Origin of the sequence: Curtobacterium sp. MCPF17_031 (assembly GCF_003234035.1) — a bacterium.
Classification (GTDB): Bacteria; Actinomycetota; Actinomycetes; order Actinomycetales; family Microbacteriaceae; genus Curtobacterium.
Map to the genome: position 1 here is coordinate 413,692 of NZ_QKSG01000003.1, position 14,434 is coordinate 428,125.

At 70.3% G+C, this 14,434-nt stretch carries 11 protein-coding genes; all 11 read left to right on the forward strand.

From position 1 onward, the window contains the following. Window positions 1-3: 3 nt before the first annotated feature. The 11 genes from pheS (at window position 4) to tyrS (ending at window position 13,977) form a co-directional block, all read left to right on the forward strand. A complete protein-coding gene (gene pheS / locus DEJ31_RS07255) occupies window positions 4-1,044 on the forward strand; it encodes a phenylalanine--tRNA ligase subunit alpha (protein ID WP_110904976.1) in 1,041 nt (346 codons plus the stop codon). Beyond that, window positions 1,044-3,536 (forward strand): phenylalanine--tRNA ligase subunit beta, encoded by a 2,493-nt coding sequence (gene pheT, locus DEJ31_RS07260; RefSeq protein WP_111121530.1) that lies wholly within the window; start codon window positions 1,044-1,046, stop codon window positions 3,534-3,536. Before pheS ends, pheT begins: the two co-directional genes overlap by 1 nt. A 73-nt stretch (window positions 3,537-3,609) precedes the next feature. After that, window positions 3,610-4,707, forward strand: a complete 1,098-nt coding sequence (locus tag DEJ31_RS07265) for an N-acetyl-gamma-glutamyl-phosphate reductase (protein ID WP_110904978.1) — start codon at window positions 3,610-3,612, stop codon at window positions 4,705-4,707. A gap of 65 nt (window positions 4,708-4,772) precedes the next feature. Then, complete coding sequence (gene argJ / locus DEJ31_RS07270) at window positions 4,773-5,933, forward strand: bifunctional glutamate N-acetyltransferase/amino-acid acetyltransferase ArgJ (protein WP_111121543.1); 1,161 nt, start codon at window positions 4,773-4,775, stop codon at window positions 5,931-5,933. Further along, on the forward strand, window positions 5,933-6,946 hold the full coding sequence (gene argB / locus DEJ31_RS07275) for an acetylglutamate kinase (protein WP_110904979.1): 1,014 nt from the start codon (window positions 5,933-5,935) through the stop codon (window positions 6,944-6,946). Before argJ ends, argB begins: the two co-directional genes overlap by 1 nt. Continuing rightward, a complete protein-coding gene (locus tag DEJ31_RS07280) occupies window positions 6,943-8,169 on the forward strand; it encodes an acetylornithine transaminase (protein ID WP_110904980.1) in 1,227 nt (408 codons plus the stop codon). Before argB ends, DEJ31_RS07280 begins: the two co-directional genes overlap by 4 nt. Continuing rightward, entirely contained in the window at window positions 8,166-9,125 is a 960-nt protein-coding gene (gene argF, locus DEJ31_RS07285) for an ornithine carbamoyltransferase (protein WP_110904981.1), read from the forward strand. The genes DEJ31_RS07280 and argF overlap by 4 nt, the downstream gene beginning before the upstream one ends. 27 nt (window positions 9,126-9,152) lie before the next feature. Then, window positions 9,153-10,349: an argininosuccinate synthase gene (locus tag DEJ31_RS07290; RefSeq protein WP_110904982.1), complete on the forward strand. Its 1,197-nt coding sequence runs from the start codon at window positions 9,153-9,155 to the stop codon at window positions 10,347-10,349. Window positions 10,350-10,446: 97 nt separating this feature from the next. Then, complete coding sequence (gene argH, locus DEJ31_RS07295) at window positions 10,447-11,916, forward strand: argininosuccinate lyase (protein ID WP_258366210.1); 1,470 nt, start codon at window positions 10,447-10,449, stop codon at window positions 11,914-11,916. 49 nt (window positions 11,917-11,965) lie between these two features. Next, window positions 11,966-12,631, forward strand: a complete 666-nt coding sequence (locus tag DEJ31_RS07300; protein ID WP_110904983.1) for a DNA-3-methyladenine glycosylase — start codon at window positions 11,966-11,968, stop codon at window positions 12,629-12,631. Window positions 12,632-12,663: 32 nt separating this feature from the next. Next, on the forward strand, window positions 12,664-13,977 hold the full coding sequence (gene tyrS, locus DEJ31_RS07305) for a tyrosine--tRNA ligase (RefSeq protein WP_111121531.1): 1,314 nt from the start codon (window positions 12,664-12,666) through the stop codon (window positions 13,975-13,977). Window positions 13,978-14,434 lie beyond the last annotated feature (457 nt).

Below are 14,434 nucleotides of genomic sequence, written 5' to 3' on the forward strand. Positions count from 1 at the left end.
CTCGTGTCAGAACCTCTCGAGATCAGCGAACCGGCGGTCGCCGGCGCCGTGGAAGCGGCCCTCGCCGCCGTCCGCGCCACGACGACCGTCGCCGAGCTCAAGCAGGCCCGTGCCGAGCACACGGGCGAGCAGTCGACGCTCGCCCGGATGAACGCGTCGATGCGCAGCGTCCCGCCGGAGCAGAAGGCCGCCGCGGGCAAGCTCGTCGGTCAGGCCCGGAGCCAGGTGAACCAGGCGATTGCCGCGCAGGAGTCAGTCCTCGCCGAATCCGAAGAGCGTGCACGTCTCGACGCCGAGCGTGTGGACGTCACCGCGCTGCCGTCTCGCCACACGCCCGGTTCGCGGCACCCGCTGTCGGTCCTCAACGAGACCGTCGCCGACGTCTTCGTGGGGATGGGGTGGGAGGTCGCAGAGGGCCCCGAGCTCGAGCACGAGTGGTTCAACTTCGACGCCCTCAACTTCGACCAGGACCACCCGGCACGGGCCATGGCGGACACGGTGTTCGTCGAGCCCGTCGACCGGCACCTGCTGATGCGCACGCACACCTCACCGGTCCAGGTGCGGTCATTGTTGTCCCGTGACCTGCCCCTCTACGTCATCGCCCCGGGCCGCGTGTACCGCGCCGACGAACTCGACGCCACGCACCTGCCGGTCTTCACCCAGGTCGAGGGCATCGCGATCGACAAGGGCCTGACGATGGCGCACCTCCGCGGCACGCTCGAGCACTTCGCCCGTCAGGTGTTCGGTGACGAAGCCCAGATCCGACTGCGTCCGAACTACTTCCCGTTCACCGAGCCGAGCGCCGAGATGGACGTCTGGCAGCCGAACGCCAAGGGCGGCGCGCGGTGGGTCGAGTGGGGTGGCTGCGGCATGGTCAACCCGAACGTCCTGCGGGCCGCCGGCATCGACCCGGACGAGTACCAGGGCTTCGCCTTCGGCATGGGCATCGAGCGGACGCTGCAGTTCCGCAACGGCCTGAACGACATGCGTGACTTCCTCGAGGGCGATCTCCGCTTCTCGCAGCAGTTCGGAACGGTGGTCTGATGCGCGTCCCACTCCGCTGGCTCGGCGAGTCCGTCGACCTGCCCGACGACGTCTCACTCGAGCACGTCCACGCCGCACTGGTGTCGGTCGGGTTCGAAGAGGAAGCCGTGCACACCTTCGACCTGACCGGACCCGTCGTGGTCGGTCGGGTGCTCGAGCGTGTCCCGGAGCCGCAGAAGAACGGCAAGACGATCAACTGGTGCCAGGTGGACGTCGGCGAAGCCGAACCCCGCGGCATCGTCTGCGGTGCCCACAACTTCGACGTCGGCGACCTCGTCGTCGTGACCCTGCCCGGCGCCGTGCTGCCCGGGCCGTTCCCGATCGCCGCACGCAAGACCTACGGCCACGTGTCGGACGGCATGATCGCGTCGGCGCGTGAACTCGGACTCGGCGACGAGCACGACGGCATCCTCCGGTTCGCCGACCTCGGCATGGAGCCCGAGGTCGGGGCGGACGCCATCGCGCTGCTCGGCCTGGACGACGCCGCCGTCGAGATCAACGTGACGCCGGACCGCGGCTACGCCATGAGCATGCGCGGGGTCGCTCGTGAGTACGCGCACGCCACCGGGGCGACCTTCTCGGACCCGGTCGACCGCGTCCTACCGCGCACCGGCGAGGGCTTCGCGGTGACGATCGACGACGCCGCACCGATCCGCGGCCGCATCGGGGCCAGCACCTTCGTGACGCGGGTCGTTCGCGGCATCGACGCCAGCCGCCCCACCCCCGCCTGGATGGTCGCCCGTCTGTCGCTCGCCGGCGTCCGCTCGATCTCGTTGCCCGTCGACATCACCAACTACGTGATGTTCGAGCTCGGCCAGCCGCTGCACGGGTACGACCTCAGTACCGTCCAGGGCGGGCTCGCCGTCCGCCGGGCCACCGCCGGGGAACGGCTCACCACGCTCGACGACGTGGAGCGCGAGCTGGACGCCGAGGACCTGGTCATCGCCGACGACGCCGGGGCCGTCGGCCTCGCGGGTGTCATGGGCGGTGCCCGGACGGAGATCACCGCGTCGACGACGGACGTCCTGATCGAGGCCGCCGGCTTCGACCAGGTGTCGATCGCCCGGACCGCGCGGCGCCACAAGCTGCCGAGTGAGGCATCGCGCCGGTTCGAGCGTGGCGTCGACCCGCTCGTCGCCGAGGCCGCGGCGAACCGGGCCGTCGAACTGCTCGTCGACCTCGCCGGCGGCGCACCGGACGCGCTCGGATCGACCCTCGTCGACGAGTCGCCTCGCCGCACCGTCACCATGCGTCTCGGTCGAGCCGCTGCACTGATCGGCGTGGACTACACCGACGCCGAGGTGCTCGACACCCTCCGTGCGATCGGCGCGTCGGTCGACGTCGACGGTGACCTGCTCGTCGTCACCCCGCCGAGTTGGCGCCCCGACCTGGTGGACGACGTCTCCCTGGTCGAGGAGATCGCCCGCATCGTCGGGTACGACCGCATCCCGAGCGTCCTGCCGATCGCGCCGCCGGGTCGTGGGCTCACGCGGCACCAGCAGGCGCGTCGCCGTGTCTCGGCTGCTCTGGCCGCCGCCGGTCTGACCGAGGTCGTCACGGCACCGTTCGTCTCCGCCGCCACCGCTGCCGCGTACCCGGGCATCGACCCCACCGGCGGGCCGAGCGTCGTCCTGGCGAACGCACTCGACAGTGCGCAGGACCACCTGCGTCGGAGCGGTCTGCCCGCCCTCGTCGACGTGGCACGGCGGAACGTGTCCCGCGGACTGGTCGACGTCGCCGTGTACGAGACGTCCCGGGTGTTCCTGCCCGAGCCCGGTGTCGAGCTCGGGACGACCGACGTCCCCGCCGGCGCCGAGCGCCCGGTGCCCGAGACCCTCGCCGCCCTCGACGCGTCGCTGCCGCCGCAGCCGTTCCACGTCACCGCGCTGCTCCTCGGCAACGCCGTGCTCAAGCAGCCCGGTGCCGCGGTCGAGACGTTCGGCATCGCCGACGCCCTCGACGTCGCGCGCACGGTGGCCTGGGCCGTCGGTGTCGAGCTGACCATCACGCAGACGAGCCACCCGGCGCTGCACCCCGGACGCGCGGCATCACTGCTCGTCGGTGACACGGTCGTCGGTGTGGCGGGCGAGCTGCTGCCGGAACGGACGGCAGACGCCGATCTGCCCCGGGTGGTGGCCGTCGTCGAGCTCGACCTCGACGCCCTGGTCGCCGTTGCCCCGGAACTCGTGCACGTCTCGGCGATCGTGTCCTACCCCGCAGCGACGCAGGACCTGTCCCTGGTGGTGGACGTGTCGGTGCCCGCCGGTGACGTCCTGACCGAGGTGCGCGCTGGTGCCGGAGACCTGTTGGAGTATGCTCGGCTCGTGGATGACTACCGCGGTGCCGGCGTGAACGAGGGACAGAAGTCCCTGACGTTCGCCCTGCGCTTCCGTGCCACGGACCGCACGCTGACCGCTGCCGAGGCCTCCGAGGCCCGTGACGGCGCTGTCCGACGTGCCGGCGAGCGATTCGGGGCGACCCTGCGCGACTGATCCACGACGGATCACCGCCCGGGGTCGCCGCCTCCGACTCTCTCGACGAACAGTCCGACCAAAGGTGGAACCCATGTCCGTATCCGTCGCCGTGGCGGGAGCCAGCGGCTACGCGGGTGGCGAGTTGTTGCGCATCCTCTCCGCTCACCCCGAGTTCGACGTCAGGACGGTGACGGCGTTCTCGAACGCCGGACAGCCGCTCATCGCGACGCAGCCGCACCTCCGGTCGCTCGCGCACCTCACCCTGGTGGAGACGACGGCCGAGAACCTCCGCGGTCACGACGTGGTGTTCCTCGCACTGCCGCACGGCCAGTCCGGCGCGATCACCGCCGAACTCGACGCGGACACCCTCGTGGTGGACTGCGGCGCAGACCACCGCCTGACGGACGAGAGCGCCTGGGCGGCCTTCTACGGTGGCGACTTCCACGGCGCATGGACCTACGGCCTGCCCGAACTGCTGCACGCTCCGCCCGCCCCGGGTGCCGCGGAGGAGTGGCGCGACGTCGACGACATCGTCGCCCAGGGCCGGCAGCGGACCGAGTTGGCCGCGACCAAGCGGATCGCCGTCCCCGGCTGCAACGTCACCGCGGTGACGCTCGGCATCCAGCCCGGTGTCCAGGCCGGGCTCGTCGAGTCCGACGACATCGTCGCCGTGCTCAGCGTCGGCCCGAGCGGTGCCGGCAAGAAGCTCGAGCCGACGTACCTCGCCGCCGAGATCATGGGCTCGGCCAGCGCGTACGCGGTCGGCGGCAGTCACCGGCACGTCCCGGAGATCCAGCAGAACCTCCGGGTGGCAGGGGCCTCGGACGTGCGCATCTCGTTCACCCCCGTGCTCGTGCCGATGGCCCGTGGGATCCTCGCCACGACGACCGCGCGCCTGGCACCCGGTGTCACCGCGCACGACGTCCGCTTCGCCTGGGAGCAGGCCTACGCGGACGAACCGTTCGTGCACCTGTTGCCCGAGGGCGTCTTCCCGCGGGTGGCGGACACGATCGGTGCCAACACCGCCCTGGTCGGCATCGCGGTCGACGAAGCGGCCGGTCGGGTCGTCGCCGTCACCGCGCTCGACAACCTCGCCAAGGGGACCGGCGGCGCAGCCGTGCAGTCCGCGAACATCGCGCTCGGGTTCCCCGAGACGCTCGGCCTCAGCGTGGACGGAGTCGCCCCGTGACCGACATCACCGATGCATCGGGCGCGGACGACGCCGCCACGGGCCTCCGGTCCGCTGACGGCGCGCTGCAGGGCGTCACCGCTGCGGCGGGCTTCCGGGCCGCCGGCGTCACCGCGGGCTTGAAGGCGAGCGGCAAGCCGGACGTGGCGCTCGTCGTCAATGACGGCCCGTCCGACGCCGTGGCCGCCGTCTTCACTTCGAACCGCGCTCAGGCGCACCCGGTGATCTGGTCCCGCCAGGTCGTGGGGGACGGGGTGGCGCGAGCCGTCTTCCTCAACTCGGGAGGCGCGAACTGCTTCACGGGTCCGTTCGGCTTCCAGACGACGCACCTGACCGCAGAGGCGGTCGGTGACGCCATCGGGATCGGTGCGGGTGACGTCGTCGTCTGTTCGACCGGCCTCATCGGTGTCGGCGACCAGACTTTCCGTGACGGCGTCCTCCGCGGCGTGACGCTCGCGGCCGACGCCCTCAGCGACGGCGGGGGAGCGGACGCCGCCACGGCGATCATGACGACCGACACGAAGCCGAAGCAGTCCGTCGTCTCGGTCGACGGCTGGACGGTCGGCGGGATGGCGAAGGGCGCGGGCATGCTCGCGCCGGGCCTGGCGACGATGCTCGTGGTCATCACGACGGACGCCTCCCTGACCTCCGACGAACTCGACCAGGCACTGCGCGCCGCGACCCGGGTCACCTTCGACCGTGTCGACTCGGACGGCTGCATGTCGACGAACGACACCGTCGTGCTGATGTCGTCCGGCGCGTCGGGAACGACCCCCGAGGTCGGCGACTTCCGGGAGGCCCTGACCGCCGTCTGCGCGGACCTCGCCCGGCAGCTCCAACAGGACGCCGAGGGCGCCGCGCACGACATCGCGATCGAGGTCGTCGGTGCCGTGAGCGAGGACGACGCGGTGGCGGTCGGCCGGAGCGTGGCCCGGAACAACCTCTTCAAGGCGGCCGTCTTCGGCAACGACCCCAACTGGGGTCGGGTCCTCGCCGCGATCGGCACGACCGATGCCGAGTTCGACCCGTACGCGGTCGACGTCTCGATGAACGGCATCCGGGTCTGCCATGCCGGCGCTCCGGACCAGCCGAGCGACAGCGTCGACCTCAGCCCGCGGGACACCCATGTGCTGATCGACCTGGGGGTCGGGCCGCACGCGGCGACGATCCTGACGAACGACCTGACGCACGACTACGTCCACGAGAACAGCGCGTACTCCAGCTGATGAGCGATCCGGACCTCTCGAAGGAAGAAGAGCACGAGCTCGCGACCGTCAAGGCCGCGACGCTCATCGAGTCCCTGCCGTGGTTGAAGCGGTTCTCGGGCAAGATCGTCGTCGTCAAGTTCGGCGGCAACGCGATGGTGAACGACGACCTGAAGCGTGCGTTCGCCGAGGACATGGTCTACCTGCGGTACGCCGGACTGCACCCGGTCGTCGTGCACGGCGGCGGTCCGCAGATCTCGGCGGCGCTCAAGGAACAGGGCATCGAGTCCGAGTTCCGTGGCGGCTACCGCGTCACCACGACCGAAGCGATCACCGTCGTCCGCGACGTGCTGGCGGGCGAGGTGAACCGCGAGATCGTCGACCTCATCGACGAGCACGGTGCCGGCCTCGGCGTCGGGGTGTTCGGCGACGGCGGGTCGCTGTTCACCGGCGAGAAGAAGGGCGTCGTCGTGGACGGCGAGCACTTCGACCTCGGTCACGTCGGCGACATCACCCACGTCGATCCGTCCGGCGTCCTCGCGGCGATCCGGGCCGACCGCATCCCGGTGGTGTCGAGCATCGCGATCGACGACGCGCACCCGGACCAGGCGCTCAACGTGAACGCCGACGCCGCTGCGGCCGCGCTGGCGATCGCGCTCAACGCGTCGAAGCTGATGATGCTGACCGACGTCCCCGGCCTGTACCGCAACTGGCCCGACCGGGACTCGATCATCGACCTCATCGCCGTCGAGGAACTCCGGCAGCTGCTGCCGTCCCTCGAGTCGGGGATGATCCCGAAGATGACCGCGTGCCTGGACGCCGTGGTCGGCGGCGTCGGCGGCGCGACCATCATCGACGGTCGCATCCCGCACTCGATCCTGCTCGAGGTCTTCACCCTCCGCGGTGCGGGCACCGAGGTGATCCCGGACCCGAGCCGACGGACCGAGAACCAGAACACGCACGCCGAGATCGGCCGCCGCGCCGCCGGCGAGCACACCACCCCGCACCACGACGAGAAGGGCACACCACGGTGAGCACCCAGACGCAGACCGAGACCTGGAACGACCGGTTCGGGGCGTCGCTCATGCGATCCCTGACCCCGCCGAAGATCATGCTCGAGCGCGGCGAGGGCTGTCGCGTCTGGGACGTCGACGGCAACGAGTACCTCGACTTCCTCGCCGGCATCGCGGTGAACTCGCTCGGCCACGCCCACCCGGCGCTGGTCGAGGCCATCAGCGACCAGGCAGCCAAGCTGGTGCACGTGTCGAACTACTTCGCCACCCCGCCGCAGCTCGAGCTGGCGGAGCGCCTGAAGCGCATCTCCGGCGCCGGCGACGCCGGCCGCGTGTACTTCGGGAACTCCGGCGCGGAAGCGAACGAGGCCGCGTTCAAGCTCGCACGGCTGAACCGCGGGACGGACGGTCGCAAGACCCGGATCCTCGCGCTGCAGCAGGCGTTCCACGGCCGGACCATGGGAGCGCTCGCCCTGACCGGCAAGCCCGCTCTGCAAGAGGACTTCCTGCCGATGATCCCCGGAGTCGAGCACATCGAGACCTCCATCGAGGCCCTCGAACGCTCGATCGACGACACCGTCGCGGCTCTCATCCTCGAGCCGATCAAGGGCGAGGCCGGCGTGGTCGACCTGCCCGAGGGCTTCCTGCAGGCCGCTCGGACACTGACGGAGGAGCACGGTGCACTGCTGATCCTCGACGAGATCCAGACGGGCATCGGCCGGACCGGGGCATGGTTCGCGTTCCAGAACACCGGCGTGACCCCGGACGCCATCACCGTGGCCAAGGGCATCGCCGGCGGGTTCCCGATCGGCGCCCTCGTGACCTTCGGTGCGGCGTCCGACCTGTTCTCGGCCGGCCAGCACGGGTCGACCTTCGGCGGAAACCCGCTCGGCACGAGGGTCGCCAACGCGGTCCTGGCCGAGATCGAGCGAGCCGGTCTCGTCGAGGGCGCCGTCATCAAGGGGGAGCGGATCCGCGCGGGCATCAGCGCGCTCGGCTCCGACCTGGTGGAAGAAGTCCGCGGGAGCGGCCTGCTCATCGGCGTCGGCCTGCGCCAGCCGGTCGCCGCGGCCGTGTCCGCCGCCGCGCTCGACCGCGGTCTCATCATCAACGCCCCGAACGAATCGAGCCTGCGCATCGCGCCGCCGCTCATCGTGTCCGACGACGAGATCGACGAGTTCCTCGCGATCCTCGCGCAGAGCATGGCGGCCGTCACGGGCGCCGACCAGGAGACCACCGCATGACCCGCCACTTCCTCCGGGACGATGACCTCACCCAGGCGGAGCAGTCCGCCATCCTCGACCTCGCCGTCGAGATGAAGCGCGACCGTTGGGGGAGCAAGCCGCTCGCCGGCCCGCAGAGCGTCGCGGTGATCTTCGACAAGTCGTCGACCCGGACCCGCGTGTCCTTCCACGTCGGCATCAGCGACCTCGGCGGCAGCCCGTTGATCATCTCGACCGCGAACAGCCAACTCGGCGGCAAGGAGACCCCGACCGACACGGCTCGCGTGCTCGAGCGCATGGTGTCGGCCATCGTGTGGCGCACCTACGGCCAGGCCGGGCTCGAGGAGATGGCCGCGAGCACCACCGTGCCCGTCGTCAACGCCCTCTCGGACGACTTCCACCCGTGCCAGCTGCTCGCCGACCTGCTGACCATCCGTGAGCACCGCGGCGCCCTCGCCGGTCAGACCATCGCCTTCGTGGGTGACGGGGCCAGCAACATGGCGCACTCGTACCTGCTCGCCTGCGCGACCGCCGGGATGCACGTCCGCGTCGGAGCCCCCGCCGAGTTCGCCCCGGCCGCCGAGGTCGTCAGCGACGCCGAAGCCCGCGCCGCGGAGACCGGCGGCTCGGTGCTGGTCGTGACCGACCCGGTCGCAGCGGTCGCCGGCGCCGACGTCGTCGTCACCGACACCTGGGTGTCGATGGGCAAGGAGGACGAGAAGCAGCAGCGCCTCGAGGTCTTCCACGGCTACCGCGTCGACGACGACCTGCTCGCGCACGCCGCCGACGACGCCGTGTTCATGCACTGCCTGCCCGCCGACCGCGGCTACGAGGTCACCGCCGAGGTCATCGACGGGCCGCGCAGCATCATCTGGGACGAGGCGGAGAACCGCCTGCACGCCCAGAAGGCCCTGCTCGCCTGGCTCCTCGCCGCCAACGCCCCGACCGCCGCAGACGTGGCGACCCCCGGCAACTGACAACCACCACCACACAGGAGAGAACCCATGGCAGACCGCGTCGTACTCGCGTACTCAGGAGGGCTCGACACCTCCGTCGGCATCGGCTGGCTCAAGGACGCCACCGGCAAAGAGGTCGTCGCACTGGCGGTGGACGTCGGCCAGGGCGGCGAGGACATGGACGCCATCCGGCAGCGCGCGCTCGACTGCGGTGCGGTGGAGTCCGTCGTCATCGACGCCAAGGACGAGTTCGCGGACGACTACCTCGTCCCCGCCCTCAAGGCGAACGCGCTGTACCAGAAGCGCTACCCGCTGGTGTCCGCGTTGAGCCGCCCGCTCATCGCGAAGCACCTCGCCCTCACCGCCAAGCAGCTCGGGGCCGACAGCGTCGCGCACGGCTGCACCGGCAAGGGCAACGACCAGGTCCGCTTCGAGGCCGCCGTCGCCGCCATCGCTCCGGACCTGACGAGCGTCGCCCCGGTCCGCGACCTCGCCCTGACCCGTGACAAGGCGATCGTCTACGCGCAGGAGCACAACCTGCCGATCCTGCAGAGCAAGAAGTCCCCGTACTCGATCGACCAGAACGTCTGGGGTCGTGCGGTGGAGACCGGGTTCCTCGAGGACCCGTGGAACCCGCCGATCGAGGACCTCTACGCCTACACGCAGGACCCCTCCGTCCCGCGGGACGCCGACGAGGTCACCATCACGTTCGAGCAGGGCGTGCCGGTCGCGATCGACGGCCAGCGCTTCAGCGTCCTGCGCATCGTGCAGGAGCTCAACGCCCTCGCCGGCAAGCACGGCGTCGGCCGCATCGACGTCGTCGAGGACCGTCTCGTGGGCATCAAGTCGCGCGAGGTCTACGAGGCCCCGGCAGCGATGGCGCTCATCGCCGCGCACGAGGAGCTCGAGAGCCTCACCCTCGAGCGTGACGTGAACCGCTACAAGCGCGGTGTCGAGTCGGAGTGGGCCGACCTGGTCTACGACGGCCTCTGGTTCGGTGGGCTGAAGCGCAGCCTCGACGCCTTCATCGACTCCACGCAGGAGTACGTGTCCGGAGACATCCGCCTGCAGCTGCACGGTGGTCGTGCCACGGTGACCGGTCGTCGTTCGGAGCAGAGCCTCTACGACTTCGACCTCGCCACCTACGACACCGGCGACACGTTCGACCAGTCGCTGTCCAAGGGCTTCATCGAACTGTGGTCGCTGCCGAGCAAGATCTCCGCTCGCCGCGACCTCGCGAACTAGCCGGAACACAGCACAGCACCACCCTGTCGGACGGGCCGGAGCGAACCGCCCCGGCCCGTCCGACGCCATCTGACCACCACTCACCACGCAGGACGACATGACGGACGTGCCCCGGGCCTCCCGGCCGGAAGAAGCCAGCAGCAAGACCGACGCGACGAACACGGGCGCTCTGTGGGGTGGTCGCTTCGCCGACGGTCCGAGCGCCGAGCTCGCAGCGCTGTCGAAGTCGACCCAGTTCGACTGGCAGCTGGCACCGTACGACCTCGCCGGTTCCCGGGCGCACGCCCGAGCGCTGCAGACGGCCGGCTACCTGACGGCCGATGAACTGGATCGGATGCTCGCGGGGCTGGACCGTCTCGAGGCGTCGTTCCTCGACGGCTCCCTCCAGCCGGCGGAATCCGACGAGGACGTGCACGGTGCCCTGGAGCGCCTGCTCATCGCCGACGTCGGTCCGGAACTCGGCGGGAAGCTCCGCGCCGGTCGGAGCCGCAACGACCAGATCGCGACCCTCGGCCGGATGCACATGCTCGACCACGGACGCCGGATCGGTCGCCTGGTCATCGACCTCGTCGACGCGATCAGCCAGCAGGCGTCCGAGCACGAGGGCGCGATCATGCCGGGGCGGACGCACCTGCAGCACGCGCAGCCCGTCCTGCTCGCGCACCACCTGCTCGCGCACGCCTGGCCGCTCGTCCGCGACCTGGAACGGCTGCGCGACTGGGCCGGCCGCGCCAGCGTGAGCCCGTACGGGGCCGGCGCGCTCGCGGGGAGCTCGCTCGGCCTCGACCCGACGGCGATCGCCCACGAGCTGGGCTTCGACCGTCCGGCTGACAACTCGATCGACGCGACCGCCGCTCGCGACGTCGTGGCGGAGTTCGCCTTCGTCCTGGCGCAGATCGGCATCGACATCTCGCGTCTCGCCGAGGAGGTCATCCTCTGGAACACCAAGGAGTTCGGCTTCGTCCGGCTCCACGATGCCTTCTCGACCGGGTCGAGCATCATGCCGCAGAAGAAGAACCCGGACATCGCCGAACTGGCGCGCGGGAAGTCCGGCCGACTGATCGGCAACCTCACGGGGCTCCTCGCCACCCTCAAGGGCCTGCCGCTCGCGTACAACCGGGACCTGCAGGAGGACAAGGAGCCCGTGTTCGACTCCGTCGCCCAGCTCGAGGTCCTGCTGCCCGCGTTCACCGGCATGGTCGCGACACTGTCCTTCGACACCGCTCGGATGGCGGAGCTCGCGCCGCAGGGCTTCTCGCTCGCGACCGACGTCGCCGAGTGGCTGGTCCGTCAGGGTGTGCCGTTCCGCGACGCGCACGAGGTGTCCGGTGCGCTCGTGCGGTACTGCGAGGAGCGCGGCATCGACCTCGACGACCCGACGGACGAGGAGTACGCGTCCGTCTCACCGCACCTGACGCCGGACGTCCGTGCGGTCCTCACCATCGAGGGCAGCGTCGCCTCGCGTCGTGGCGTGGGCGGAACCGCGCCGGAGCGGGTCGCCGAGCAGCTCGCCGCCGTGACACGGTCCGTGGCCGAGATCGCCGCGGGGACGCCCTTCGCTCGATGACCGGAACGCCCGGACCAACGGTGACGGCAACGGCGACGGCGACGGCGCGATGACGACCACCGCGCTCCTCGCCGTGCTGTCCGAGCCCGCCCCGGTCTCCGCCCCGGCCCTCCTCGGTGCCACCGTGGCGGGCAAGGGCGTCACGCTCCGCATCACCGAGGTCGAGGCCTACTTCGGTCCCACCGACCCCGGGTCGCACGGGCACCGCGGGATGACGGCCCGCAACCGACACCTCTTCGGCCCACCGGGCACCCTGTACGCGTACCGGTCCTACGGCATCCACACCTGCGTCAACGTCGTGAGCGGACCGGACGGCGTCTCGTCCGGGTCGTTGCTCCGAGGGGCAGAGGTCGTCGCGGGCGTCGAGACCGCACGCCAGCGGCGCGGTCCATCCGTCGCGGACGTCGCCCTCGCGCGTGGACCGGGCAACCTCGGCGTCGCTCTCGGCGCCGTCCTCGGCGAGGACGACGGGACGTCGCTCCTCGACGGCTCCGGCCCGTACCGCCTCGCCCTGGCACCCGGACTGGAGGCCCGACTCGCCTCATCGACGCCGGCTGCGGTCGTCGACGACCTCCTGGCCGCCGGCACGATCGCGTGTGGTCCACGCACCGGGGTCGGCGGTGTCGCTGGTGGCGCCTCGTTCCCGTGGCGTTTCTGGCTGCGGGACGAACCCACCGTCTCCGCGTACCGGCGTCACAAGGGCGCCCTGGACTGAAGGGTGTGCCTCGGCGCCGGTACGATGACGGGGTGTCCAGTGATACCGCTCCCGATGTCCTGACGCGCCAGCAGAACGACCGGACCTTCGCTTCGGTGTGGGACGAGCTCCGCTGGCGTGGTCTGGTGCACGTCTCGACCGACGAGACCGCCCTCAAAGAGGCCCTCGACGCCGGACCTGTCACGTACTACTGCGGCTTCGACCCGACGGCTCCGTCGTTGCACTGCGGCAACCTGCTGCAGCTCCTCACGATGCGCCGGCTCCAGCTGGCAGGACACAAGCCGCTCGCGCTCGTCGGCGGGTCGACCGGCCTGATCGGTGATCCGCGTCCGACGGCGGAACGCACGCTCAACACCCGCGAGACCGTCGTGGAGTGGGTCGGTCGTCTGCAAGCGCAGGTCTCCCGCTTCCTCAGCCCCGACGGTGAGAACGGCGTCCGCCTGGTGAACAACCTGGACTGGACAGCACCGCTGTCGGCCATCGACTTCCTGCGCGACATCGGCAAGTACTTCCGCGTCAACTCGATGCTGAAGAAGGACGCCGTCGCCGCCCGGTTGAACTCCGACGCAGGCATCAGCTACACGGAGTTCAGCTACCAGATCCTGCAGGGGCTGGACTTCCGCGAGCTGTACCGGCAGTACGGGTGCACGCTGCAGACTGGCGGATCCGACCAGTGGGGCAACCTTACCTCGGGGACGGAGCTGATCCGGCGTACCGAGGGTGTGGCCGCGCACGCGCTCGGGACGCCACTCATCACGAACTCGGACGGCACGAAGTTCGGCAAGAGCGAGGGCAACGCGATCTGGCTCGACGACGCGATGACGTCGCCGTACGCCTTCTACCAGTTCTGGCTCAACACGGCGGACGCCGACGTGATCGCCCGTCTCCGGGAGTTCACGTTCCTGTCGCGTGCCGAGATCGAGCGGCTCGAGCAGGCGGTGGCCGACGAGCCGTTCCGCCGGGAGGCCCAGCGCACCCTGGCAGTCGAGGTCACCACCCTGGTCCACGGCGCGGACGCGACGCAGGCGACCATCGATGCGTCGGCGGCACTGTTCGGCAACGGTGACCTCGCTGCTCTGGACCCCGAGACCCTCCGTTCCGCGATCGCGGAGCTCCCCGGGTCCGTCGCCATCGAGGGAGCCGCGGACCTCGCTCGTGCCCTGGTCGAGACGGAACTCGTCAAGTCCCTCGGTGAGGCACGGCGTGCGATCACCCAGGGCGGTGTCTACGTGAACAACGAGCGAGCTGAGGACCCGGCGGCGACCTTGGCGTCCCTTGCACTGCCGGCGGGTGTGCTCGTCCTCCGACGGGGGAAGAAGACCCTGGCTGGCGTGACGGTGTCCTGACCCAGGCCCCCTCCGTGTGTTGCAGTGTGCGACACGCCCGGGATGTGGGGTGGGTTGGTGGTGGGGGTGGTGGCTGCGTAAAGTAATCCCTCGTCACCCCAAAGGTGCGGCGGAGCGGCTGGAGCGAAAGCCCAGAGCACGTCGGCCCTCAAGCGGGACCATCCTCCACTGGAGATCAGATCTGGCCTTGTGCTGGTTCGCTTCGACGCTTAGGATGACTACTCCACCGGTTCTCTCCTTCGGGATGAGCCACTGGATCTGGTTGCACGGTTGTGTGGCTGGGTTCGACGACATCGGTGGGTTCGAGAACGACAGCCTCTCTAGCGTGACATCGTGATGGTGTTGTGTGGGGAGTGCGTCTGGTCCTTGAGAACTCAACAGCGTGCACATTGTCAATGCCAATTTTATTGACCTCGTGCTCGATCGGTTTCGGCTGGTCGGGTCATGAAGCAATTCC

Excerpts from the sequence above, each read along its gene's own strand:
- argB (WP_110904979.1), top strand. The coding sequence starts at position 5,933 with ATGAGCGATCCGGACCTCTCGAAGGAAGAAGAGCACGAGCTCGCGACC.
- pheT (WP_111121530.1), top strand. The coding sequence starts at position 1,044 with ATGCGCGTCCCACTCCGCTGGCTCGGCGAGTCCGTCGACCTGCCCGAC.
- DEJ31_RS07300 (WP_110904983.1), top strand. The coding sequence starts at position 11,966 with ATGACGACCACCGCGCTCCTCGCCGTGCTGTCCGAGCCCGCCCCGGTC.
- argH (WP_258366210.1), top strand. The coding sequence starts at position 10,447 with ATGACGGACGTGCCCCGGGCCTCCCGGCCGGAAGAAGCCAGCAGCAAG.
- DEJ31_RS07265 (WP_110904978.1), top strand. The coding sequence starts at position 3,610 with ATGTCCGTATCCGTCGCCGTGGCGGGAGCCAGCGGCTACGCGGGTGGC.
- DEJ31_RS07290 (WP_110904982.1), top strand. The coding sequence starts at position 9,153 with ATGGCAGACCGCGTCGTACTCGCGTACTCAGGAGGGCTCGACACCTCC.
- argF (WP_110904981.1), top strand. The coding sequence starts at position 8,166 with ATGACCCGCCACTTCCTCCGGGACGATGACCTCACCCAGGCGGAGCAG.